Raw genomic sequence first — 23,682 nt, forward strand, 5'->3', positions numbered from 1 at the left:
CCCCAATGGGGGGGTCAGCCCTCGGGAGGCGCCTGCGCGGCCTGGGGGTCGGCCCTCCTGCGGGTGCCCGGTGCCGGCACGTCCCCCGTGCGGCGCGCCCTCGCGGGCAGGACGACTCCCACCTCGCGCGAGGGCCCGAGGGGGCCGAGCGGATGAGCGATCGCGCTCCGGGAACGACGGAGGGCCGCCACCGGACGAATCCGGTGACGGCCCTCGTGACCTACGGCGCTTAGTTGTAGGTGCCCGGCTGGTAGTCGTCGCTCGAGAAGGACTCGAAGTCGACGAAGCTCAGGTCGGACTCGTTGAACGACGAGTCGTCGGAGAAGATGCGGTTGGGGTACCGCTCCGCCTTCGCCTCGGCCGTCGCCTCCACCGACACGTTCCGGTACTTGTGCAGACCGGTTCCCGCGGGGATGAGCTTGCCGATGATGACGTTCTCCTTGAGGCCGACCAGCGGGTCGCGCTTGCCCTCCATGGCGGCCTGCGTGAGCACGCGGGTCGTCTCCTGGAAGGACGCGGCCGACAGCCAGGACTCGGTCGCGAGCGAGGCCTTGGTGATGCCCATGACCTCCTGGCGAGCCGACGCCGTGCGCTTGCCCTCGGTGAGCGCCTGACGGTTGAGCTGGTTGTACCGCGAGCGGTCGACGAGCTCACCCGGCAGCAGGTCGGTGTCGCCGTGGTCGACGACGGTGACCTTGCGGAGCATCTGACGGACGATGACCTCGATGTGCTTGTCGTGGATCGGCACGCCCTGCGAGCGGTACACGTCCTGCACACCGCCGACGAGGTGCTTCTGCACGTCGCGCACGCCCTTGACCCGCAGGACCTCCTTGGGGTCGACGGCGCCGACCTGGAGCTGCTGGCCGAGCTCGATGCGGTCGCCGTCCTCGACGAGGAGCGTCGCGCGCTTGAGCACCGGGTAGACGAACGGCTCGTCGCCGTTGTCCGGCGTCACGATGACGCGGCGCTGCTTGTCGGTGTCCTCGATGGTGACCCGGCCGGTGGCCTCCGAGATCGGGGACGCACCCTTGGGGGTGCGGGCCTCGAAGAGCTCGGTCACACGGGGCAGACCCTGCGTGATGTCGTCGGCCGAGGCCGAACCACCGGTGTGGAAGGTGCGCATCGTGAGCTGCGTGCCGGGCTCGCCGATCGACTGGGCCGCGATGATGCCGACGGCCTCGCCGATGTCCACGAGCTTGCCGGTCGCGAGCGAACGGCCGTAGCAGGCGGCGCAGACGCCGACCGCCGACTCGCAGGTGAGCACGGAGCGCACCTTGATCTCGGTCACGCCGGCCGCGATCACCTTGTCGATGAGCACGTCGCCGACGTCGTCGCCGGCCTCGGCGAGCACCTCGCCCTTGGCGTCGACCACGGCCGCCGCCAGGGTGCGGGCGTACACCGAGTTCTCGACGTCGCCGTCGCGCTGCGCGACGCCGTCGACCTCGATCGCGATGGGCATCTGGAGGCCCTTCGACGTGCCGCAGTCGTTCTCGCGGATAATGACGTCCTGCGAGACGTCCACGAGACGACGGGTCAGGTAGCCCGAGTCGGCCGTACGGAGCGCCGTGTCGGCGAGACCCTTGCGCGCACCGTGGGTGGCGATGAAGTACTCGGCGACCGTGAGGCCCTCGCGGTACGAGTTGATGATCGGGCGCGGGATGATCTCGCCCTTCGGGTTGCTCACCAGGCCTCGCATACCGGCGATGTTGCGCACCTGCAGCCAGTTACCACGAGCACCCGACGTCACCATGCGGTTGATGGTGTTGTCGACGGGGAAGTTCTCGCGCATCGCGCCAGCGACCTCCTCCGTGGCCTTGGTCCAGATCTGGATGAGCTCCTGGCGGCGCTCCGCGTCGGTGGTCAGACCCTTGTCGTACTGGTCCTGCACCTTGGCGGCCTGCGCCTCGTAGCCCGCGATGATCTCCTTCTTGCCGGGAGGGGTGAGCACGTCGCTGAGGGCGACGGTCACACCGGAGCGCGTGGCCCAGTGGAAGCCGGCGTCCTTGACGCGGTCGAGGGTCGCGGCGACCTCCACCTTCGGGTAGCGCTCGGCGAGGTCATTGACGATCGCCGAGAGGGTGCCCTTGTCGGCCACCTTCTGCACGAAGGGGTAGTCCTTCGGCAGCGCCTCGTTGAAGATCGCGCGGCCCAGCGTGGTCTCGACCAGGTGCGTGCCGCCCTGCTCGAAGCCCTCCGGGGCCTCGTCCTCGGCGAGGTAGACGCCCTCGAGACGGATCTTGACCGTCGCGTTGAGGTCGAGCGTGTGCTCGTCCTTCGCCAGGATCGCCTCGGCGATCGAGGAGAAGGCGCGGCCCTCACCCGTGGCGCCCTCGGTGACCGTCGTGAGGTGGTGCAGACCGATGATCATGTCCTGCGTGGGCAGGGTGACCGGGCGGCCGTCCGACGGCTTGAGGATGTTGTTCGACGCGAGCATGAGGATGCGCGCCTCGGCCTGGGCCTCCACCGACAGGGGCAGGTGCACGGCCATCTGGTCGCCGTCGAAGTCCGCGTTGAAGGCGGCGCAGACGAGCGGGTGCAGCTGGATGGCCTTGCCCTCGACGAGCTGGGGCTCGAAGGCCTGGATGCCGAGGCGGTGCAGGGTGGGCGCGCGGTTCAGCAGCACGGGGCGCTCGCGGATGATGTCCTCGAGCACGTCCCAGACCTGCGGACGCGAACGCTCGACCATGCGCTTGGCCGACTTGATGTTCTGCGCGTGGCTCAGGTCGATCAGGCGCTTGATGACGAACGGCTTGAACAGCTCGAGCGCCATCTGCTTGGGCAGACCGCACTGGTGCAGCTTGAGCTGCGGGCCGACGACGATGACCGAACGGCCCGAGTAGTCGACGCGCTTGCCGAGCAGGTTCTGGCGGAAGCGACCCTGCTTGCCCTTGAGCATGTCGCTCAGGGACTTGAGGGCGCGGTTGCCGGTGCCGGTGACGGGACGACCGCGGCGACCGTTGTCGAACAGGGCGTCGACGGCCTCCTGCAGCATGCGCTTCTCGTTGTTCACGATGATCTCGGGAGCCCCGAGGTCGAGCAGGCGGCGCAGACGGTTGTTGCGGTTGATCACACGACGGTAGAGGTCGTTGAGATCCGAGGTCGCGAAGCGGCCACCGTCGAGCTGCACCATCGGGCGCAGCTCCGGCGGGATGACCGGCACGACGTCGAGCACCATCGCGGCCGGCGAGGCGCCGGTGGTCAGGAACGAGTTGACGACGCGCAGGCGCTTGATGGCGCGGATCTTCTTCTGACCCTTGCCCTCGGCGATCTGCAGGTGCAGGCTCTCCGCCTCGGCGGCCAGGTCGAAGCTCTCGAGGCGCTTCTGGATGGCCTCGGCGCCCATGTGGGCCTCGAAGTACAGGCCGAAGCGGTCCTGGAGCTCGTGGAAGACGGCGTCCTCCGGCTTGAGGTCGCCGACCTTGAGGGTGCGGAAGTCCTCCCAGACGCGCTCGAGCCGGTTGATGTCCTCGTCGAAGGACTTCCGGATCTGGCCCATCTCCTTCTCGGCGCCGTCCTTGGTGCGGCGCTTCTGGTCGGCCTTGGCGCCCTCCTCCTCCAGCGAGGCGAGGTCGGTCTCGAGCGTCTGCATGCGCGTCGCGATCTGGGCGTCGCGCTGGCCCTCGAGGTTCTTGATCTCGAGGCGCAGCTCGTTCTCCAGGCCGGGCATGTCGGCGTGACGACCCTCGTCGTCGACGTCGATGATCATGTACGCCGCGAAGTAGATGACCTTCTCGAGGTCCTTCGGCGCCATGTCGAGCAGGTAGCCCAGGCGCGAGGGCACGCCCTTGAAGTACCAGATGTGCGTGACGGGGGCGGCGAGCTCGATGTGGCCCATCCGCTCGCGACGGACGGAGGACTTGGTGACCTCCACGCCGCAGCGCTCGCAGACGATGCCCTTGAAGCGCACGCGCTTGTACTTGCCGCAGGCGCACTCCCAGTCGCGGGACGGGCCGAAGATCTGCTCTCCGAAGAGACCGTCCTTCTCCGGCTTCAGGGTGCGGTAGTTGATGGTCTCCGGCTTCTTGACCTCACCGTAGGACCAGGCGCGGATGTGCTCGGCCGTGGCGAGGCCGATCCGCAGCTCATCGAAAGTCGTTGCGTCGAGCAATGTTCTTCTCTCTTGTTCGAAAAACGAGTCGTAGGTGGGTCGGATCAGATCTCGTCGACGGACGAGGACTCGAACCGGCTGGAGATGTTGATGCCGAGCTCCTCCGCCGCGCGGAAGGCCTCGTCGTCGTTGTCCTTCAGGCTGAGGACCGTGCCGTCAGCGGCAAGGACCTCGACGTTCAGGCAGAGCGACTGCATCTCCTTGATGAGCACCTTGAAGGACTCGGGGATGCCCGGCTCCTGGATGTTCTCGCCCTTGACGATCGCCTCGTAGACCTTGACGCGGCCGAGGATGTCGTCGGACTTGATCGTGAGGAGCTCCTGCAGCGCGTAGGCCGCGCCGTACGCCTCGAGGGCCCACACCTCCATCTCACCGAAGCGCTGGCCGCCGAACTGCGCCTTACCACCGAGCGGCTGCTGGGTGATCATCGAGTAGGGGCCGGTGCTGCGGGCGTGGATCTTGTCGTCCACGAGGTGGTGCAGCTTGAGGATGTACATGTAACCCACCGAGATGGGGTGCGGGAACGGCTCGCCGGAGCGGCCGTCGAACAGACGGGTCTTGCCCGAGCTGTCGATGAGGCGCACGCCGTCGCGGTTCGGCAGGGTCGAGTCGAGCAGCCCCGCGATCTCCTCCTCGGCCGCACCGTCGAAGACGGGGGTCGCGACCTTGGTGCCGGGGGTCGCCTCGCGGGCGTCCTCGGGCAGGTTCGCCGCCCACTCCGGGGTGCCGTCGACCTTCCAGCCCTGCTTGGCGACCCATCCGAGGTGGGTCTCCAGCACCTGGCCGAAGTTCATGCGGCCCGGGATGCCGAGCGGGTTGAGGATGATGTCGACGGGGGTGCCGTCCTCGAGGAACGGCATGTCCTCGACGGGCAGGATCTTCGAGATGACGCCCTTGTTGCCGTGGCGGCCGGCGAGCTTGTCGCCCTCGGTGATCTTGCGCTTCTGGGCGATGTAGACGATCACGCGGTGGTTGACGCCCGAGCCGAGCTCGTCGTCGTTCTCGGCCGAGAACTCCTTGACCGCGATGACCGTGCCGGCCTCGCCGTGGGGCACCTTCAGCGAGGTGTCGCGCACCTCGCGGCTCTTCTCGTTGAAGATCGCGCGCAGCAGGCGCTCCTCGGCGCTGAGCTCGGTCTCGCCCTTCGGCGTGACCTTGCCGACGAGGATGTCGCCGGGGCGCACCTCGGCGCCGATGCGGATGACTCCGCGCTCGTCGAGGTCGGCCAGGAGGTCCGGGCTGACGTTCGGGAGGTCGCGGGTGATCTCCTCCTTGCCGAGCTTGGTGTCGCGGGCGTCGACCTCGTACTCCTCGATGTGGATCGAGGAGAGGACGTCGTCCTTCACCAGGTTCTGGCTGAGGATGATCGCGTCCTCGAAGTTGTGGCCCTCCCACGGCATGAACGCGACGAGGAGGTTCTTGCCGAGCGCGAGCTCGCCGTTCTCCGTCGCGGGGCCGTCGGCGATGACCTCGCCGACCTCGACGCGGTCGCCCGCGTTCACGATCACGCGCTGGTTGTAGCTGTTGCCCTGGTTCGAGCGCGTGAACTTGTCGAGGTAGTAGGAGTCGTACTCGCCCTCATCCGTCATCACGGTGACGACCTCGGCCGAGACCTCGGTGACCGCACCGGCGCGCAGCGCGGTGGTGACCTCGCCGGCGTCGATGGCCGCGAAGGTCTCCATGCCGGTGCCGACGAACGGCGACTCGGCGCGTACCAGCGGCACGGCCTGACGCTGCATGTTGGCGCCCATGAGCGCGCGGTTCGCGTCGTCGTGCTCGAGGAAGGGGATGAGCGAGGTGCCGACCGACACCATCTGGCGCGGCGAGACGTCCATGTAGTCGACCTCGCCGGCGTCGACGAGCTCGACCTCGCCGCCCTTGCGGCGCACGAGCACCTTCGCGTCGGCAAACTTCATCGCCGAGGTGAGCGGCGCGTTGGCCTGGGCGACGACGAAGTCGTCCTCCTCGCTCGCGGTCAGGTAGTCGATCGTCGTGGTGACGGTGCCGTTCTCGACGCGGCGGTACGGCGTCTCGATGAAGCCGAAGGAGTTGATGCGCGCGAAGGACGCGAGCGAGCCGATCAGACCGATGTTCGGGCCTTCAGGCGTCTCGATCGGGCACATGCGGCCGTAGTGCGACGGGTGCACGTCGCGCACCTCGACGCCGGCGCGCTCACGGCTCAGACCACCCGGGCCGAGCGCCGAGAGGCGGCGCTTGTGGGTCAGGCCCGCGAGCGGGTTGTTCTGGTCCATGAACTGCGACAGCTGCGACGTTCCGAAGAACTCCTTGATCGCGGCGACGACGGGGCGCACGTTGATCAGGGTCTGCGGCGTGATCGCCTCGATGTCCTGCGTGGTCATGCGCTCGCGGACGACGCGCTCCATGCGGGACAGACCGGTGCGGACCTGGTTCTGGATGAGCTCGCCGACCGCGCGGATGCGGCGGTTGCCGAAGTGGTCGATGTCGTCCACGTCGAGGCGGATCTCCACCGGCTTGCCGTCGCGGGTGCCGTTCAGCGACGACTTCTCCTCGTGCAGCGACACCAGGTACTTGATCGTCGCGACGATGTCCTGCACCGTCAGCACCGAGTCGCTCAGCGGCGCGTCGATGCCGAGCTTGCGGTTGATCTTGTAGCGGCCGACCTTCGCGAGGTCGTAGCGCTTCGGGTTGAAGTAGAAGTTGTCGAGCAGCGCACGCGCGGCCTCGGCGGCGACCTGCTCGCCCGGACGCAGCTTGCGGTAGATGTCCTTGAGCGCCTCCTCCTTGGTGAGGATGGCGTCCTTCTCCAGGGTCGCGGCGATCGACTCGACGCCGGGGAACTCGGCGAGGATCTCCTCGCTGGTGAGGCCGAGGGCCTTGAGGAAGACGGTGACGGACTGCTTGCGCTTGCGGTCGATGCGCACGCCGACCTGGTCGCGCTTGTCGATCTCGAACTCGAGCCAGGCTCCGCGGCTCGGGATGACGCGGGCCGAGTAGATGTCCTTGTCGGAGGTCTTCTCCTGGGCGCGCTCGAAGTACACGCCGGGCGAGCGGACGAGCTGCGACACGACGACGCGCTCGGTGCCGTTGATGACGAAGGTGCCCTTCTCGGTCATGAGCGGGAAGTCGCCCATGAAGACCGTCTGGGTCTTGATCTCGCCGGTCATGTGGTTCATGAACTCGGCCTCGACGTAGAGCGGGGCCGCGTAGGTCTTGCCGCGCTCCTTGCACTCCTCGATCGAGTACTTCTCGGGCTCGAGGTAGGGGTTCGTGAACGAGAGCTGCATGGTCTCGCCGAGGTCCTCGATGGGCGAGATCTCCTCGAAGATCTCCTCGAGGCCGCTCTTGACGGCGACGTCGGTGCGACCGGCGGCCTGGGCGTCGGCGAGGCGACCCTTCCAGACGTCGTTGCCGACGAGCCAGTCGAAGCTCTCCGTCTGGAGGGCGAGCAGGTCCGGCACGGTGAGCGTGTCGCGGATCTTGGCGAACGAGAGCCGCGAGGCGTTCCGTCCGTTCTTGGGGGTGGGGGTCGATGCGTTGCGCGCAGCAGCCAAGGAAATAACCTCCGTGGGGCTCCGTGGAGCCCGTCACTGTCGGACCGTCGTGTGGGTTTCGAACGAGAACTCGCCAGGACCTCGGTACAGTGGGATGCGCGGGAGCATCCTCACCCGGGTCGGCCAACCGCAATATGAAGGCACAGAAAAGATCTGGGAGCGCAAAGCTCTACTGTAGGCCTCCGCGAGCCGGATGTCCAGTCCCGTCTTGACCGCATCCGGTCGTCTCGGGTATAACCGCGCGTCACGAGAGGTTCACGATGGCCGACTCCCCCTCGATCGTGCTCAAGGGCAGCGGCCTCGAGGCGCGCATCGCCGAGGACCGCTACCTGCCCGGCACCTTCTCCCTGGTCGTCGACGGCACCCCGCAGTCGCACGTCGACCTCGACGACCCGAGCCACCTCTTCTACGAGTACGTGCGCCGCATCGGGCACCTCGTCGACCTCGTCGCCGATCCGGGGAAGCCGATCACCGCGGTGCACCTGGGGGCCGGAGCGCTCACCCTGCCGCGGTACGTCGAGGCGACGCGACCGGGCTCGCGGCAGCAGGTCGTCGAGCTGGAGCGCGACCTCGTCGACTTCGTACGCGAGCACCTGCCGCTGCCTGCGAAGGCGTCGATGCGCATCCGCTACGGCGACGCCCGCGAGGTGCTCGCAGGGCTGCCGTCGGGGCTGCGCGGCAGCGTCGACCTGCTCGTGGTCGACGTCTTCAGCGGCGCGCGCATCCCCGCGCACGTGACCAGCCTCGAGTTCTACGAGCTGGCCGCGTCCTTCCTCTCCCCCGGCGGCATCATCGCCGTGAACGTGGCCGACGGCGCCGGGCTGGAGTTCGCCCGAGGCCAGGTCGCGACCCTCGGCATGGCGGTCGGCGAGGTCGCGGTGCTGGCGGAGGCGGGCGTGCTCGGCCGACGCCGTTTCGGCAACCTCGTGCTCGCGGGCGCCCGCGAGCTGCCGCTCGAGTGGATGCCGCGCCTGCTCGCCGGCGGTCCGCACCCGGCCAAGGTGCTCGCCGGACGCGAGCTGCGCGACTTCACCGCCGGCGCGAGGATCGTGACGGATGCGACCGCCGTGCAGTCGCCGGAGCCGAACCGGAGCGTGTTCGGGGCCTGAGCGCTCGCTGCGCGCTGAGGTCACGGGCGGGCGACGAGTATCCGCTCACAGGACACCCCGGTGCGGCCTGCCGATCTGCAGGAGAACAGCGGGATCCCTTCCGTTCGATCCGCCTACCGATACCGATCGACGTCGCGTCGGCGGGCTCTCCGCAGCCTCCCTCCTTCGGATCGGAGGGATCTCCTGCACGACGCAGTCACCGCGACCCCATCCGCAGCCCGCACCCCGCCCCCGCCCCCGCCACCTCATCGGCCGAACGACGGAGATGCGACCCGGGTCCGGATCGGGAGGCCCGTACATCCAGGGGTCTTCCGGGGCCGAGCGGCGGGAACCGAGCGGATCTCCGTCGTTCGGCGAACCGGGTCTCGGGGAGAGGGAGGTCAGGCTGCGCAGCGCAGGCTCGCATGCGCGGTCCAGGGCCGCGCGACAGGGTGGGCCCGGCGCCGCGGTCGGCACGGGAGTCCGAGCCGGCGAGCGGCGCGCACGACGATCGGGGTTCGACGATGAGCAGGCGGCTGGACCGGGATGACGGCACCGCGTCGAGGGCGAACACGGATCGGATGCACGGCCTGGCACCGCGGTCGGGCACAGCCGGGCGCACGACGGATGCCGCCTCGGCGCGCCGGCGCGGCGGGGCCGGGCTGCCGGCGGCCCGCCTGCGGCGAGCGCTGCGGCTCGGCGCGCCGGCCGGGGCGCTCGTGGCTGCGCTGGCGCTCGCGGGGTGCACGCCCGCATCCGAGCCGCCGGCCGCGACCGGGGGCACGACCGACGCGACGGAGGAGGGACCGCAGCCCACCGCATCCGCTGCTCCGGGCGGTTCGTTCGTGCCCTCAGGCGAGCCGGAGGTGCTGGCCGAGGGTCTCGACGTGCCGTGGTCGGTGGTCGTGCTCGACGACGGCGCGACGCTGATCAGCGAGCGCGAGACGGCGCGAGTGCTCGAGCTCGTCGACGGCGCGCTGCGCGAGGTCGGCACGGTGCCGGGCGTGCGGGCCGAGGGCGAGGGCGGACTGATGGGCCTCGCCGCACTGGAGGCCGGCGGCGAGCGCTGGCTGTACGCGATGCACACGGGTGCCGACGACAACCGCATCGTGCGGATGCCGCTGCAGGGAGAGCCGGGGGCGGTCGCGCTGGGCGCACCGGAGGAGCTGTTGACGGGCATCCCCAGCTCGAGCACCCACAACGGCGGCCGGCTGGCGTTCGGACCGGACGGCAAGCTGTACGCCACGACCGGCGATGCACAGGACCGGCCCTCGTCGCAGGACGCCGGTTCCCTGGGCGGCAAGGTGCTGAGGCTCGAGCCCGACGGCTCGGTGCCCTCGGACAACCCCACGGCCGGCTCGCCCGTGTACACGCTGGGGCACCGCAACCCTCAGGGTCTGACCTGGGACGCGAGCGGGCAGCTCTGGGCTTCGGAGTTCGGGCAGGACACCTGGGACGAGCTCAACCGCCTCGAGCCCGGCGGCAACTACGGCTGGCCCGAGGTGGAGGGGCAGGCGGGCGCCGAGGGCTTCGTCGACCCGGTCGTGCAGTGGTCCCCGGCGGAGGCGAGCCCGAGCGGGCTGGCCGCGGCCGGCGACTCGCTCTACCTGGCGGCGCTGCGCGGCGAGCGGCTCTGGCGCATCGAGTCGGGCGAGCCGGTGACGACCGAGGCGTACCACGCCGGCGAGTTCGGCCGGCTGCGCGACGCCGTGCTCGCACCCGACGGCGCGAGCCTGCTGGTGCTGACGAACAACACCTCCCGCGACTCGGCCGGACCGGGCGACGACCGGCTGCTGCGCATCCCGCTGGCTCCGGCCGATTGAGCGGCGGTGCGCCGCGACCTGGCTCGCTGCCATGACGCTCGGAGGCGCGCCGCTCGGATGCGCATCGCACGGCCGAGCGGATGCGCGCCGCGCAGGGGTGCCGCGTACGACTCAGCACCGGGACGACAAGTCAGCGTCGGCCGAGGCGCTGACACGTCGCGTCGGCGCTGAGTCGCAGCGAGCTGAGTCGCAGCGAGCTGAGTCGCAGCGGGCTGGCGGAGTGGCGGAGCGCGGCAGGGTGACAGAGTCCAGTGCGCAGCCAAGCGGATGCGCGTCGCACGGATGCGCGCCAAACGGGACTTGCCGCACGGAGGCTCGCCGCGTGAGCGCGCCGCGTACAACTCAGCACCGGGGCGACGAGTCAGCGTCGGCCGAGGTGCTGACACGTCGCTCCGACGCTGAGTCACGGAGGGCTGTGTCGCGGCCGGGTGACAGAGTCCAGCGCGCAGCCGAGCGGATGCGCATCCGCCAGGACGCGCGCCGAACGGATGCGCGCCAAACGGGACTTGCCGCACGGAGGCTCGCCGCGTGAGCGCGCCGCGTACGACTCAGCACCGTGGCGACAAGTCAGCGTCGGCCGAGGCGCTGACACGTCGCTTCGGCGCTGAGTCGCGGAGCCGAGCCGAGCCGGGCCGAGCCGCGCCGGGCCGGGCCGAGCCGAGCCGGGCCGAGCCGGGCTCGCGGCGCCGAGCGCGCGGTGCCGGGCGGCGCGTACGCTGGACGCGTGGCGGAGCTGGACCGGGTGCGCGTGTGGGCGGACGCCCTCATCCGCTTGCATCTGGACCCGTCGTGGTCGTTCGGCTTCGACAACGCCAAGACCCGCGCCGGCCTCTGCGACTACCGCGCCAAGCGGATCACCGTCTCGCGGTACCTGGCGGCGCGCTACGAGGACGACGAGATCCATCAGGTGCTGCTGCACGAGGTGGCCCACGCCGTGGCCGGGCACCGCGCAGGGCACGGGCCGGCATGGAAGGCCGCGGCCGATGAACTCGGCTACGAGGGCTCGCGGCTGCACGACGGCGCCATCGCCGACGAGCTGGCGCCGTGGGTGGGCCGCTGCCCCGCGGGCCACGAGCACTACCGCTACCGCCGCCCGACCCGTCCGCTCGCCTGCGGGCGCTGCGGGCGGGGCTTCGACGCGGCGCATCTCATCGACTGGGTGCATCGCCCGGTGAACGCCGCCACCCGTCGGCGCGCCGCTTCCTGAGCGCGGGCCGGATCGTCACGCGGCGTCACGCCGGCCGGGAATGATCCGAGGTCTGACATCGTTCCCCGAGGGTCCGCGCCGATCCGGCGCGCCCCACCATCCCGGCCACCGGCACCACAGGAGACCGTCATGTCCACCATCTCGAACACCCCCGGCTCGAACCAGCCCCGCAGTCGTCGCGGGCTGCTCGTCGGCGGCGGCATCGCGCTCGCCGTGGTCCTCGCGGCCGGCGTCACCGTGGCCGTCGTCGCCTCGCAGGGCGGCGACGATGCGCCCGCCGGGGCCGAGGGATACGACCTCGTGGCCGACGGCACGCTCACCGTGGCGACGGAGGGCACCTACCGGCCCTTCACGTTCCACGACGAGTCGGGGGACCTCACCGGCTACGACGTCGAGATCGCCGAGGCGGTCGCCGAGAAGCTCGGTCTCGAGATCCGCTTCGAGGAGACGGAGTGGGACGGCATCTTCGCGGGCCTCGATGCCGGCCGTTTCGACGTGATCGCCAACCAGGTGTCCATCAACGACGAGCGCGAGGCCCAGTACCTGCTCAGCGAGCCGTACACGGTGTCGCCCGGCGTCATCATCACCAGCGCCGACAACACGGAGATCACCGGCTTCGAGGACCTCGAGGGCAAGCGCGCGGCGCAGTCGGCCACCAGCAACTGGTACGAGATCTCCGCGTCCTACGGCGCCGACATCGAGACCGTGGAGGGATGGAACGAGACCATCGCGCTGCTGCGCGACGGCCGCATCGACTTCACCATCAACGACGAGCTGACGTTCCTCGACTACGTGAAGACGCAGGGTGCGACCGACATCCAGGAGGTCGCCGCGACCGACGACCCGTCGCGCAACGCCTTCGCGCTCGCCCAGGGCAATGACGAGCTGCTCGCCGACATCGACGACGCGCTCGCCGAGCTGGCCGCCGACGGCACGCTCGCCGAGATCGGCGAGAAGTACTTCGGGCAGGACGTCTCGCAGTAACGCGCGCATCGGGCGTGGGCGGACCCAGCGGGTCCGCCCCCGTCCGCGGCAGGAAGGACCCCGATGGACATCGACTGGCAGCTCGTCGCCGACTCGTTCGTGCCGATCCTGGTCGGCGGTGCGACCGGCACGGTGCCGCTCGCGCTCGGCTCGTTCGCGATCGGGCTCGTCATCGCGCTCGGCGTGGCCCTGCTGCGCCTGTCGCCGCTCAAGCCGCTGCGGGCGATCGGCTGGTTCTACGTGTCCGTCATCCGCGGCACGCCGCTGCTGGTGCAGCTCTTCTTCATCTTCTACGCGCTGCCGGCGCTCGGCTGGGTCGTGCCGCCGTGGCCCAGTGCGATCCTCGCCTTCTCGCTGAACGTGGGCGGCTACGCGGCGGAGATCATCCGCGCCGCCATCCTCTCCGTGCCGCAGGGCCAGTGGGAGGCCGGGTACACGGTCGGCTACTCGAAGGCGCAGACCCTGCAGCGTGTGATCCTGCCGCAGGCGATCCGGGTGGCGGTGCCGCCGCTGTCGAACACGTTCATCTCGCTGGTCAAGGACACCTCGCTCGCCTCGGTGGTGCTCGTGACGGAGCTGTTCCGCGTCGCCCGCCAGATCGCCACCTTCAGCTCGGAGTTCGTGATCGTCTACCTCGAGGCCGCCCTGATCTACTGGCTGTTCTGCCTGCTGCTCGCGTGGGCCCAGGGCCGCATCGAGAGGAGGCTGAGCCGCTATGTCGTCCGCTGAGATCGAGGCCCCGCTGCTGCGGGTGACCGGCCTGCACAAGCGCTTCGGCGAGAACGAGGTGCTGCGCGGCATCGACCTCGAGGTGCGCCGCGGCGAGGTCGTCGCCATCATCGGGCCGAGCGGCTCGGGCAAGACCACCGTGCTGCGCGCGCTGAACGGCCTCGAGGTGGCGGACGCCGGCGAGATCGCGATCGACCCGGGCCTGCACCTCGACTTCCAGTACCCGCTCACCGAGGCGCACCGCTACGGCCTGCGCGACCGCTCGGCGATGGTCTTCCAGAACTACAACCTGTTCCCGCACCGCACCGTGCTGCAGAACGTGACGGATGCGCCCGTCCGGGTGCGCGGACTGCCCCGCGCGCAGGCGGTCGCCGAGGCGGAGGCGCTGCTCGCGCGCGTCGGCCTCGCCGACAAGCGCGACGCCTACCCCTACCAGCTCTCCGGCGGCCAGCAGCAGCGCGTCGGCATCGTGCGCGCGCTCGCGCTCAAGCCCGAGCTGCTGCTGTTCGACGAGCCCACCAGCGCCCTGGATCCCGAGCTCGTCGGCGAGGTGCTGCAGGTGATCAAGGAGCTCGCCGACGACGGCTGGACGATGGTCATCGTCACCCACGAGATCTCCTTCGCCCGGCAGGTGGCCGACCAGGTGCTCTTCATCGACGGCGGTGTCGTGGTCGAGCGGGGCGAGCCGAAGCGCATCCTCACCGAGCCCCGCGAGGAGCGCACCGCGCGCTTCCTGCGGCGGCTGCTGCATCCGTTCGAGGACTGAGCGCCGCGCGCGACCTGGGATGATGGTCGGGTGCAGACCGGTCAGTTCCTCGTTCCGAGCGATGGCAACCGCTGGTTCTTCGACTCCGGCTCGCTGGCGTTGGACTTCGGATGGACGGGCCCGTTCGCGAGCGACGAGGTCGCCGAGCGGATGCACGCCCCCGAGCACCTGCGCGCCTGGCTCGCCGAGCGCTTCGAGCAGCTGGAGCCCGCCGCCGACCCGCGCAACCTGCAGGACGCCCTGCTGCTGCGCGAGGCGATCGTGCGGATCGCCTCCGCCATCGCCGACGGCGGCGCCATCGCGGCGGAGGACGTCGACACGGTCAACCTCTACGCCGCGACCCCCGATGTGCCCCCGGCGCTCGACGGCGGCCGGCGCCAGGCCGGCCGCAGCGTGATCCGCACCGGCCAGGCGCTCTCGACGATCGCCCGCGACGCGATCGCGCTCTTCGCCGAGCACGCCGAGGACGGCCGCATCCACCGCTGCTCGGCGGAGGATTGCGCGCTGCTCTTCTACGACGACTCGCGCTCGGCCAACCGCCGCTGGTGCTCGATGCAGCGCTGCGGGAACCGGGCGAAGGTGCGCGCGCACCGGGCGCGCGCGAAGGCGTCCTGAGGCGACCCGGCGGTCCGAGCGCCGATCGATGCCCCGCACCGGACCCGCCCAGGCCGGGCGCCGACCCTTGCTGCGACCCGGGCCCGCCCGGTCAGGCGCCGACGCGCTCCGGGTGCTCCGCCAGCACGGTCGGCTGGCCGCCCACGGCGCGCGCCGCCGCGATCACGGCGTCGCCCTCGCCGAGCGCGGCGCGCTCCTGGCCGCTCACGCTCGCGGTGAGCAGGTGCGCGTAGGCGCCCCGCAGGGCCGTGGCGGCGGCACCGACCAGTGCGGCCTCCGGCGAGGTCGCGTCGATGCCCAGGGCCATCAGCTCGTCGACCACGGCACCGGCGAGCAGCTGGTCCTCGACGGCGGGCCGGCCGCCCTCGCCGCCCACGGCGACGATCGCGATCATGGCGCGGCGGCCGAGGTCCACCTGCAGCTGCAGCAGCCAGGCGGCGGTCGCCGCCGCGCTGCCCGGTCCGGCGACGAGCTGCGCGGCGCCGGGCGCGGAGGAGGCGTGCGGCTGCGTCGCTCCGCCCGGGATCGCATCCGCCCAGACGACCGCATCCGCTCCCCCGGCGATGCGGGCGGCACCGTCGTGGCCGTGGTCGAAGCGCACCTGATAGCGGGTCTGGGCGTGCGGGGAGCTCATCCCGCCAGGGTACAGAGCCGGGCTGCCCAGTCGCCGGGCTGCTCAGTCCTCGAACGTCACCGTACGGTCGAAGGCGACGAAGCCGGCGAAGTCCTTGCCGACCCGCTCGACCGCGCCGGGACGCAGGTCGGGGTAGCTCCACGCGATGTCCCGCACGGTCTCGCCGTCGACGACCGCGTCCCAGTACTGCGCCGCGCCCTTCCAGGGGCAGGTGTACGCGGTCGGGCTCTCCTGGAAGAGCTCGGTGCGCAGGCTCGACGGCGGGAAGTAGCGGTTGCCCTCGATCTGCGCGAGCTCCTCCTCGGGAGCCTCGGCGAGCACGGTGCCGTTCAGCACAGCCTTCATGGTGGTCCTCCTGACCGTCGCGGGGTCAGCAGGCTACGCCGATGCGGACGGTGACCGGCGCGGCGTCCAGGCCGCGCCCATCCGCTGCCGGGAAGGTGAACGGATGCGCATCCTCCTCGCCCTCGAGCTGCCCGCCGAACCCGACGCCGTGCTCGAGGCCCTGCGCGACCCGCAGGTCATGCGCGACGCCGCACGGCCCGTGCTCGACTACCGCTCGCTCGAGCCCGGCGGCTTCCCGGAGCGCTGGGAGGGCGGCCCCCACAGGGTGCGGCTGCTGGCGCTCGGGCTGGTGCCGATCGGCGAGCAGGTCATCGACCTCGACTGGCCGGAGACCGGCCGCGAGGGTGTGCGGATGCAGCGCGACCGCGGTCACGGACTGCGCGGCCTGCTGCGGGTCGAGCACCGCATGGCCGTCTCCCCGGGACCGGTCGGCACGAGGTACCGCGACCGGCTCGAGATCTCGGGCCCGGTCGGGGCGCTGCTGTGGCTGCCGCTGTGGGTGGTCTGGCGGTGGCGCGGGCTGCGCATCCGCTCGCTCGCCTGGCACTGGTGAGGCGCTGCGCCGCGCGATCGCCCGACGGCTGTTAGGCTGGGATCACCGGCGCGCCATCAGCGCAGCGCCTGCGTCGTAGCACGCGGATGCCCAGCATCCCTCTCATCATCGCGAAGACCGCGATTCTGCAGATCACTGCATACGGCGAACGGATGCGTCACCCGACGCCTTCGCCCGAACACCGATCCGCGCCCGGTCGCCCGTGCGCCCGGATCGGCCCAGCCCCGGAAAGCTCTATGACCGACACCACCACCGCGCCCTCCTTCGAGTCGCTGGGCGTGCCCGCGCCCCTCGTCGAGGTGCTCGCCCAGCAGGGCAAGACCGGCGCGTTCCCCATCCAGGTCGACACCCTGCCCGACACCCTGACCGGGCGCGACGTGCTCGGCCGCGGCAAGACCGGCTCGGGCAAGACCCTGGCGTTCTCCATCCCGCTCGTCGCCCGCCTCGCCGCGGCCGGCAAGCGCCGCGAGAAGGGCCGCCCCCGCGCGCTCGTGCTCGCCCCGACCCGCGAGCTCGCGACCCAGATCAACGCCGTCGTCGAGCCGCTCGCGGCCGCCTACGGCCTGCGCAGCACCACCATCTTCGGCGGTGTCACGCAGAGCCGTCAGGTGCAGGCGCTGAACGCCGGCGTCGACATCGTCGTGGCCTGCCCCGGACGTCTCGAGGACCTCATGAAGCAGGGCTTCGTGCACCTCGACGCCGTCGACGTCAGCGTGCTCGACGAGGCCGACCACATGGCCGACCTCGGCTTCCTGCCCGTCGTCACCCGCATCATGGACAAGACGCCGAAGCAGGGCCAGCGCCTGCTCTTCAGCGCCACGCTCGACAACGGCGTGGACAAGCTCGTCAAGCGCTTCCTGCACGACCAGGTGCTGCACTCCGTCGACGAGGCCACCTCGCACGTCGCCGCCATGACGCACCACGTCTTCGAGGTGCCGGACGCGGATGCGAAGAAGGACCTCGTGAAGGCCCTGGCCAGCGGATCGGCCCGCCGCATCCTCTTCATGCGCACCAAGCACCAGGCCAAGAAGCTGGCGAAGACGCTCACCGCGGCGGGCATCCCGGCCGCCGATCTGCAGGGCAACCTGTCGCAGGCGGCCCGCGACCGCAACCTCGCCGCCTTCAGCGCCGGTGACATCAGGGTGCTCGTGTGCACCGACGTCGCCGCCCGCGGCGTGCACGTCGACAACGTCGAGCTCGTGATCCACGTCGACCCGCCGGCCGAGCACAAGGCCTACCTGCACCGCTCGGGCCGCACTGCCCGTGCCGGCAGCGAGGGCGACGTCGTCACGATCATGCTGCCGAGCGAGCGCCAGGACACCAAGGTGCTGCTGCGCCGCGCCGCCATCACCGTGACCCCGCGCCAGGTGCGCGTCGACGACCCCGAGGTCGTGGCGCTCATCGGCGAGGTCGCCCCGTACGTGGCGCCGAGCGCCGAGCCGGCTCGCGGGCAGTCGCAGGGCGGGCAGTCGCAGGGCGCCAACGCGCAGCGCAAGCGCGCGGCCCGCGAGGAGCGCGGCCAGGGCTCGCCCCAGGGCGGTCGCGGACGCCAGCAGGCGCCGCTCGCCGAGGGCGCCGAGGACGGCTCGCGCCGTCGCCGCGGCGGCCGCGGACGCGGCGGTGAAGGCGCGCAGGGCCAGGCCCGCGACGGCCAGCGCTCGCGTGGCGGCGCGACGCAGGGCGGCGAGCGCGCCGCGCAGGCCGCCTTCGCCGAGCGCGCCGGCCAGCCGTCCCGCCAGCAGCAGGACCAGCCCACGGGCGGACGCCGCACCACGGGACGCCGCGCCAGCTCCAACGGCGGCTCCGGCAAGCTCATGGTCGGCAGCGTCGTGCGCCAGAACGGCGGAGGCCGCCGCGGCGGCTACTGAGCCGGACCGACAGGACGGGCCGTCACCCCTCGGGGGTGGCGGCCCGTCCTGTCTGCGCGGAGCGCGAGGGTCAGTCCGCGGCGGCGTCCGGGGTGTCCGCAGCGCGGGTCGGCTGCGCGCAGAGGTAGGCGATGAACGCGAGGCCGACCAGCGGGACGAGCAGGAAGAACGCGAAGGGCCAGCCGTAGCCCGCATCGCGGAGCCGGCGCACCGTGATGGCGAGGGTCGGCACGAGCGTGACGAGGCTCCACAGGCTGACGGCCCAGGAGTCGGTCGCGCCGAAGCGCTCCACCGCTGCCGGGCCGGTGACGAGCCCGCCCGAGACGATGCCGAGCCCCGCCGAGACGAGCACGGTGAAGAGGATCGCCCACCAGAACTCGGAGCGGCGCGACGTGCCGGTGAACTCGGCGTAGCCGCGGAAGAACGCCGCGATCGCCGCGCCGAAGCTCACGCCCAGGCGCCGACGGAGGCGAGGCCCGCGCTCAGCAGGTGGCCGCGGCCGCCCTCCATCTCGGCGGCGACGGCGTCGGAGTGCGCCTGCGCCGGGCTCATCCAGGTGAGCTCGAGCGCGTCCTGGCGCGGATCGCAGGTGCCGGTGACCGGCACCATGTAGGCGAGGGATACGGCGTGCTGGCGCTCGTCGGTGAAGGTGCTCGCGCCGGGGAACGGGAAGTACTCGGCGACGCTGAACGGCACGGGCGAGGCCGGCAGCTGCGGGAAGGCCATCGGACCGAGGTCCTTCTCGAGGTGCCGGAACAGCGCGTCGCGCAGCGACTCGCCGTACATCACCCGCCCGGAGACCAGCGTGCGGCTCATGACGCCCTCGGCGTTCACCCGCAGCAGGGCCCCGACCTCGGTGACCCGCCCGAGCCCGTCGGTGCGCACCGGGATGGCCTCCACGTACAGCAGCGGGATGCGGCGGCGCACGGTCGCCAGCTCCTCATCCGAGAGCCAGCCGGGCGTGGGATCGGGGGTGCTGACGGAGCTCATGCTCCATTCCTACCGTGCCGGAGCGGATGCACCGCGCATCCGCTCGCGATCAGTCCTCCGCGTTCAGCGAACCGCGGCGCACGGCGGCCACCCAGCGGCCGAGGAAGTCCGCGCCGGCCTCGTCGTGGATGAGGTCGCCGGCGGTGAGCACCGGATACGGGGTCTCGGGCACGCCGTCCTTCGGGCGCACGTCGACATGGGTCACCGAGTGGCCGCGCTCGTGCAGCCAGGTGGCCATGGCGTAGTCGGTGCGCGAGTCGCCGACCGTGCGCCAGTGCTGCGGCGCCGCGCCGTCCTGCTCGAGCAGCTGCAGGGCGCGCTCGGCACCGAGGTCCTTGCCGAGCCGCACCGACTCGATGTCGGTGGAGATGATGGTCGGGTCGACGCGCACCTGCACGTCGCCGTCGACGTCGGGCCGCTCGTCGCCCTCGCGCACCGCACCGAAGCCGTGACGGGCCAGCGCCTGCATCGCCAGCTCGTCGAAGACGGGCTGCTGGGCGAGGTAGGTCTCGCTGTCGACCTCCATGCGCTGCTCCACCGAGACCATGGCGCGCTTCGTGTGGTCGAAGAACACGAGGTCGTCGAAGCGCTCGGCCACCAGCAGCTCGATCTCGTCGCCGTAGGCCTGCGGCAGCGCGAGGTCCTCGTCGACCTGGATCTCGCCCGCGCCCTCGTGGGTGATCGAGAACCAGACCGCGCCCTTCTCGCACACCGCGTGCACGCGGGCGCCCTCGGGGAGGCCGGCCGCGAGCAGCGGGGGCACGACCTGCTCGGTGATGAACGCATCCGATCGTCCGGTGTTGAACACGATCGGCACGCCGAGCCTCGCGAGTTCGACGAGGTCGGTCGCGATCGAGTCGATCGCGATGGAGCGGGTGACGGGACTGGCGATGGGGCCGTCGACGTCGAGGAGCAGGCCGAGCAGTGGGGATGCGGTCACGAGCAACCATTATCGTCGCCTGCCCGCCGCGACGAGCCATGCTCCGCAGGCGACGGCGCCGTCGGCGGCGCGATGAGGAGTCTCGGAGCGGGGCGCGGCGAGCGCGCACCCCTACGCGCCCGCCGCGGGCACCTCGTGCGGACCCCACCGCCGAGGTCGTTCTCGCCGGACGAGCCGGCCCCCTCAGGACGCGATGCCCGGAGTACCGAACCCCCGGTGCCCTTCGAGCCTCGCGTCGCTCTCCATCATGCCCCATGGCGGGGGCTGCATCGGCGGAGATGACGATTCTTCGCCACGTCAAGCGCTGCACTCGACGTTCAGCGCCCCATCCGCTCCTCCGTCGGCGAGATCCATCGCGCCGCGAGCTCGCGGCGGAGCCCGCCCAGGAGCTCGTCCATCGCACCGTGAGCGTCGTCCGCGTCTCCCTGGCGCACCGATCGCGCGACCAGCAGATGCCCGTCGACGGCCGTCGACGAAGGGTGGTGCGGCATGAGGCCGCCGCGGGTCCGGCCGCTGAGCGTGGCGGCGAAGAGCTCTTGCATGGCCGCGAAGAGCTCGTTGCCGCTGGCGCGCAGCAGCAGCGAATGGTAGGCGATGTCCGCGGTGAGGAACGCGTCGCGTGCCCCGGCGTTCGCCGAGCGGGCCAGGTGCTCGGCGAGCTCGACGAGCCGGTCGCGATCGGCGCCCGCCGCGTGGATGGCCGCGGAACGGGCGGCCGCTGGCTCGATGGCGAGCCGGAGCTCGGTCAACGATGCGAGTTGCGCTGCGCGCGTGGAGCCGCCGAGACGCCACGTGACGACCCGGGGGTCCAGCAGATCCCAGTCCGCGAGCGCCCTCACCACCAGACCGACGCTCCGCCGGGCCTCGAGCATCCGGACCGCCTCGAGCGAGCGCATCACCTCCCGCGCCACGGTGCGCGAGACCTCGAACCGCGCCTGGATCTGTTCGAGTCGGATGGCGTCGCCCTCGCGCAGCTCGCCCTCCACGATCTCGCGGGCGAGCACCGAGACGATCGCGCTGTGCAGCACCTCGGCCGGCATGCCGTCGCTCGCTCACCCGGTCCGCTCAGCGCGGGCCTGGGAGCGCCTCCACGACCGTGCGCAGCAGCGTCAGGCGTTCGACGATGCCCGCGGCAGCATCCGCGGGCGCGACCTTCGCCCCGTCGAACCGCAGGGGATGCACCGCCTCGTCGAACGCGGCTCGCACGTCGGTACGGGTCAGCGCCGAGGCGGGCAGCCGATCGCGAAGGGGCGGATGGACGTCCGCCCACGCGGGTCCGTAGGGCGAGTACCGCTCGGTGGCCCCCGAGACGATCACGCCTCGCAGCAGACCGGTGCGCTGCGCGGCCCGCACGTGCTCGACGACGGTCGCAGCGCCGCGGCCCTCGATCGCCGAGCGGCCGGTGTTGAGGCTGACCCCGATGTCCGTGGACGACTCCTCGGCGGCGGAGCGCACCGCCCGGAGCTCGACCGGCAGCGGCAGCAACCCCTTGCTGCCCGCGGACTCCGCGGATCGCGCATCGCAGTGCTCCACGACGAGCGCGGCCCCGCACCAGTCCCAGGAGGCGAGCTCGATGAGGGAGCGCTGCAGCGAGCGTCCCGCGTCCTCGGATCGCGACGGGTCGACGGTCGGGTACGAGTGCACCTGCACGGCCACGATGTCGTGGCCGCGATCCGCGAGCGAGCGAACCTGATCGTTGGCGCGTCGCAACGCCCGCAGCGCCGCCATGCGCCCCTCATCATCCGGTGCCGCGATCCCCATCCCGCCCGTCGCCAGCCCGGCCGCGAGGCCGATCGTCGTGACCACGACGGCGGCGGGACCGGCGCTCCGCCTCGCGGCGCGGTGGAGAGCGGCTCGGTCCTCGGGCCAGGTCGGCGCTCCGACGCTGATCTCGAAGCCGTCGACGCCCGGCAGATCGCGCGCCGAGGCGTAGAGCTCGGAGCGTGCGGCCTCATCGAGCCCGGCGGCCAGCGCATAGCCCCCGACGACGCGGGCCGACCGGACCTCGACGGGAGCCGGGGCGCCGCTCATCGCCTGCCGACCGACGCGCCGGGACGCGCCTCGCCCGCGACGGCGTCCGAGCCGACCGTGAGGTCGCGATCGACCGTCTCCGGTGCCAGCGCCGTGGCGATGAACGACACCAGCATGGTGAGCGACATGTACACCGCGATGGGCACCCACGAGTCCGCGAACCTCGCGAGCAGCGACGCCGCCAGCAGCGGCGCGACCCCACCGCCGATGACCGACGAGAACTCCCGGCCCAGCGTCACGCCCGCGTACCGGTAGCGGCTGCCGAACAGCTCGGGGAAGTACGACATGTGCACCCCGGTCACGCCCTGCGCCGCCACCATGTAGCCCAGGATGATGATGATCGCGATCAGCACCTGGGAGCCGGTGCCGAGCCCGGGGAAGACGAGGAACGGCGTCACGACGAGGATGCCGCAGAGCACCAGGGTCGTCCGCCGGCGTCCGAACCGGTCCGACAGCGCTCCGGTGAGGAAGGCGGCGATCGCGGCGCAGACGGATGCGGCCAGCTGCACGGGAGGGATGAACGAGGTGTCGACGCCGATGACCGTGGCCAGGTACCCGATCATGAACACCTGATACGTGTAGGACTGCGTCGAGACGCCCCAGTTCATGAGGATGACCCGCAGCACGCCGCGCTTGCCGTGTCGCGCGACCTCCTTGAGCGGTGCCTGGTTCTTGACGTCGACGCTCTTCTTGAGCTCCTCGAAGATGGGGCTCTCGGCCATCTTCGCGCGGATGACCGCGGCCGCGATCGTCACGGCGATGCTGCTCCAGAACACCGCGCGCCATCCCCAGCTCATCAGCGCCTCCTCGGGGAGCTGCTGCACGAGCACCCAGGCCAGCGCGCCGAGCACGGCGCCGAGCGCAGCGCCCACCATGACGAAGGCCGACAGGCGGCCCCGTCGGCCGAGGGGAGCCGTCTCGGCGAGCAGCGTCGCTCCGCCGGACTGCTCCGCCCCCGCTCCAAATCCCTGCAGGAACCTGCAGGTGACCAGGAGCACGGGAGCGAGGATGCCGATGGTGTGGAAGTCGGGCAGGCAGCCGATCGCGAAGGTGGCGCCGCCCATGAGGAAGAGGGTCGTGACGAGCACCCAACGGCGGCCGTACCGCTCGCCGAAGTGCGCGAAGAACAGGCCGCCGAGGGGCCTCGCCGCGAAGCCGACGGCATAGGCGCTGAAGGCCGCGATGAGCCCCGCGACCGGGGAGATCTCGGGGAAGAAGAGCTTGCCGAAGACGAGCGCCGAGGCCGTTCCGTAGATCACGAAATCGTAGTTCTCGAGCATCGTGCCCACGAGCCCCGCGGTCGCCGCTCGGCGGACGTTCGCGGGGTCCGCCGGTTGCAGCTGACTCTGCGGGATCTCCTCGCCTGCCGCTGGTACGTCTGCCATGATCCATGCCTCCTCGAATGGTTCATCGTCCGATCGGTCGGGCGTCGTCGCCCACGGCGGCGGCGCGCACGGTCCGGGCGCCG

General features: G+C 71.4%; 19 protein-coding genes. 9 read left to right on the forward strand and 10 right to left on the reverse strand.

The genetic code is table 11. The features are described 5' to 3' along the window. Nucleotides 1-229: 229 nt before the first annotated feature. The gene (gene rpoC / locus QQK26_RS08780) at nucleotides 230-4,108 is read right to left on the reverse strand and encodes a DNA-directed RNA polymerase subunit beta' (protein ID WP_284231866.1); all 3,879 of its coding nucleotides are present in this window, start codon (nucleotides 4,106-4,108) and stop codon (nucleotides 230-232) included. A gap of 44 nt (nucleotides 4,109-4,152) precedes the next feature. Continuing rightward, a complete protein-coding gene (gene rpoB / locus QQK26_RS08785) occupies nucleotides 4,153-7,641 on the reverse strand; it encodes a DNA-directed RNA polymerase subunit beta (RefSeq protein ID WP_284231867.1) in 3,489 nt (1,162 codons plus the stop codon). 260 nt (nucleotides 7,642-7,901) lie between these two features. Here rpoB and QQK26_RS08790 point away from each other — a divergent pair, with 260 nt between their 5' ends. The 7 genes from QQK26_RS08790 to QQK26_RS08820 all read left to right on the forward strand — a co-directional run bounded on the left by QQK26_RS08790 (nucleotide 7,902) and on the right by QQK26_RS08820 (nucleotide 14,853). Next, nucleotides 7,902-8,750 (forward strand): spermidine synthase, encoded by an 849-nt coding sequence (locus tag QQK26_RS08790; RefSeq protein WP_284231868.1) that lies wholly within the window; start codon nucleotides 7,902-7,904, stop codon nucleotides 8,748-8,750. A 503-nt stretch (nucleotides 8,751-9,253) separates the two neighbouring features. Further along, entirely contained in the window at nucleotides 9,254-10,552 is a 1,299-nt protein-coding gene (locus QQK26_RS08795; RefSeq protein ID WP_284231869.1) for a PQQ-dependent sugar dehydrogenase, read from the forward strand. 724 nt (nucleotides 10,553-11,276) lie between these two features. Then, the gene (locus QQK26_RS08800) at nucleotides 11,277-11,759 is read left to right on the forward strand and encodes a SprT-like domain-containing protein (RefSeq protein ID WP_284231870.1); all 483 of its coding nucleotides are present in this window, start codon (nucleotides 11,277-11,279) and stop codon (nucleotides 11,757-11,759) included. A gap of 129 nt (nucleotides 11,760-11,888) precedes the next feature. Then, nucleotides 11,889-12,743, forward strand: coding sequence for an amino acid ABC transporter substrate-binding protein (locus QQK26_RS08805; protein WP_284231871.1), 855 nt, complete (start codon nucleotides 11,889-11,891; stop codon nucleotides 12,741-12,743). A 63-nt stretch (nucleotides 12,744-12,806) separates the two neighbouring features. After that, complete coding sequence (locus QQK26_RS08810; RefSeq protein WP_284231872.1) at nucleotides 12,807-13,472, forward strand: amino acid ABC transporter permease; 666 nt, start codon at nucleotides 12,807-12,809, stop codon at nucleotides 13,470-13,472. Beyond that, entirely contained in the window at nucleotides 13,459-14,238 is a 780-nt protein-coding gene (locus tag QQK26_RS08815) for an amino acid ABC transporter ATP-binding protein (RefSeq protein ID WP_284231873.1), read from the forward strand. The genes QQK26_RS08810 and QQK26_RS08815 overlap by 14 nt, the downstream gene beginning before the upstream one ends. Nucleotides 14,239-14,268: 30 nt before the next feature. Beyond that, nucleotides 14,269-14,853, forward strand: coding sequence for a CGNR zinc finger domain-containing protein (locus QQK26_RS08820; RefSeq protein ID WP_284231874.1), 585 nt, complete (start codon nucleotides 14,269-14,271; stop codon nucleotides 14,851-14,853). A 91-nt stretch (nucleotides 14,854-14,944) separates the two neighbouring features. Here QQK26_RS08820 and QQK26_RS08825 read toward each other — a convergent pair whose 3' ends face one another. Together QQK26_RS08825 and QQK26_RS08830 are read right to left on the reverse strand one after the other, a co-directional pair. Then, nucleotides 14,945-15,487, reverse strand: coding sequence for a hypothetical protein (locus QQK26_RS08825; RefSeq protein ID WP_284231875.1), 543 nt, complete (start codon nucleotides 15,485-15,487; stop codon nucleotides 14,945-14,947). Nucleotides 15,488-15,529: 42 nt separating this feature from the next. Then, nucleotides 15,530-15,832 carry a DUF427 domain-containing protein gene (locus QQK26_RS08830; protein WP_284231876.1) on the reverse strand — a complete coding sequence of 101 codons (303 nt, stop codon included), beginning with the start codon at nucleotides 15,830-15,832 and terminating at the stop codon, nucleotides 15,530-15,532. Between the two features lie 103 nt (nucleotides 15,833-15,935). On the opposite strand from QQK26_RS08830, the gene QQK26_RS08835 reads away from it, so the two are divergent. Together QQK26_RS08835 and QQK26_RS08840 are read left to right on the forward strand one after the other, a co-directional pair. Next, entirely contained in the window at nucleotides 15,936-16,385 is a 450-nt protein-coding gene (locus tag QQK26_RS08835) for a hypothetical protein (protein WP_284231877.1), read from the forward strand. A 236-nt stretch (nucleotides 16,386-16,621) separates the two neighbouring features. Continuing rightward, entirely contained in the window at nucleotides 16,622-18,253 is a 1,632-nt protein-coding gene (locus QQK26_RS08840) for a DEAD/DEAH box helicase (RefSeq protein ID WP_284231878.1), read from the forward strand. Between the two features lie 70 nt (nucleotides 18,254-18,323). Here QQK26_RS08840 and QQK26_RS08845 read toward each other — a convergent pair whose 3' ends face one another. The 6 genes from QQK26_RS08845 to QQK26_RS08870 form a co-directional block, all read right to left on the reverse strand. Continuing rightward, nucleotides 18,324-18,704: a DUF805 domain-containing protein gene (locus tag QQK26_RS08845; protein WP_284231879.1), complete on the reverse strand. Its 381-nt coding sequence runs from the start codon at nucleotides 18,702-18,704 to the stop codon at nucleotides 18,324-18,326. After that, on the reverse strand, nucleotides 18,701-19,243 hold the full coding sequence (locus QQK26_RS08850; RefSeq protein ID WP_284231880.1) for an NUDIX hydrolase family protein: 543 nt from the start codon (nucleotides 19,241-19,243) through the stop codon (nucleotides 18,701-18,703). Before QQK26_RS08850 ends, QQK26_RS08845 begins: the two co-directional genes overlap by 4 nt. Nucleotides 19,244-19,292: 49 nt before the next feature. Next, nucleotides 19,293-20,183, reverse strand: coding sequence for a hypothetical protein (locus QQK26_RS08855; protein WP_284231881.1), 891 nt, complete (start codon nucleotides 20,181-20,183; stop codon nucleotides 19,293-19,295). A 317-nt stretch (nucleotides 20,184-20,500) separates the two neighbouring features. Continuing rightward, nucleotides 20,501-21,223, reverse strand: coding sequence for a FadR/GntR family transcriptional regulator (locus tag QQK26_RS08860; RefSeq protein ID WP_284231882.1), 723 nt, complete (start codon nucleotides 21,221-21,223; stop codon nucleotides 20,501-20,503). Between the two features lie 25 nt (nucleotides 21,224-21,248). Continuing rightward, on the reverse strand, nucleotides 21,249-22,214 hold the full coding sequence (locus QQK26_RS08865; RefSeq protein WP_284231883.1) for a DUF4862 family protein: 966 nt from the start codon (nucleotides 22,212-22,214) through the stop codon (nucleotides 21,249-21,251). Next, nucleotides 22,211-23,599 (reverse strand): MFS transporter, encoded by a 1,389-nt coding sequence (locus tag QQK26_RS08870; RefSeq protein ID WP_284231884.1) that lies wholly within the window; start codon nucleotides 23,597-23,599, stop codon nucleotides 22,211-22,213. Before QQK26_RS08870 ends, QQK26_RS08865 begins: the two co-directional genes overlap by 4 nt. Nucleotides 23,600-23,682: the final 83 nt, after the last annotated feature.

It is taken from the genome of Arenivirga flava, assembly GCF_030161575.1.
GTDB lineage: Bacteria > Actinomycetota > Actinomycetes > Actinomycetales > Microbacteriaceae > Arenivirga > Arenivirga flava.

Coding starts and splice junctions, on each gene's coding strand:
- QQK26_RS08790 (WP_284231868.1), top strand. CDS start 7,902: ATGGCCGACTCCCCCTCGATCGTGCTCAAGGGCAGCGGCCTCGAGGCG.
- QQK26_RS08795 (WP_284231869.1), top strand. CDS start 9,254: ATGAGCAGGCGGCTGGACCGGGATGACGGCACCGCGTCGAGGGCGAAC.
- QQK26_RS08805 (WP_284231871.1), top strand. CDS start 11,889: ATGTCCACCATCTCGAACACCCCCGGCTCGAACCAGCCCCGCAGTCGT.
- QQK26_RS08810 (WP_284231872.1), top strand. CDS start 12,807: ATGGACATCGACTGGCAGCTCGTCGCCGACTCGTTCGTGCCGATCCTG.
- QQK26_RS08815 (WP_284231873.1), top strand. CDS start 13,459: ATGTCGTCCGCTGAGATCGAGGCCCCGCTGCTGCGGGTGACCGGCCTG.
- QQK26_RS08825 (WP_284231875.1), bottom strand. CDS start 15,487: ATGAGCTCCCCGCACGCCCAGACCCGCTATCAGGTGCGCTTCGACCAC.
- QQK26_RS08830 (WP_284231876.1), bottom strand. CDS start 15,832: ATGAAGGCTGTGCTGAACGGCACCGTGCTCGCCGAGGCTCCCGAGGAG.
- QQK26_RS08835 (WP_284231877.1), top strand. CDS start 15,936: ATGCGCATCCTCCTCGCCCTCGAGCTGCCCGCCGAACCCGACGCCGTG.
- QQK26_RS08840 (WP_284231878.1), top strand. CDS start 16,622: ATGACCGACACCACCACCGCGCCCTCCTTCGAGTCGCTGGGCGTGCCC.
- QQK26_RS08850 (WP_284231880.1), bottom strand. CDS start 19,243: ATGAGCTCCGTCAGCACCCCCGATCCCACGCCCGGCTGGCTCTCGGAT.
- QQK26_RS08860 (WP_284231882.1), bottom strand. CDS start 21,223: ATGCCGGCCGAGGTGCTGCACAGCGCGATCGTCTCGGTGCTCGCCCGC.
- QQK26_RS08865 (WP_284231883.1), bottom strand. CDS start 22,214: ATGAGCGGCGCCCCGGCTCCCGTCGAGGTCCGGTCGGCCCGCGTCGTC.
- QQK26_RS08870 (WP_284231884.1), bottom strand. CDS start 23,599: ATGGCAGACGTACCAGCGGCAGGCGAGGAGATCCCGCAGAGTCAGCTG.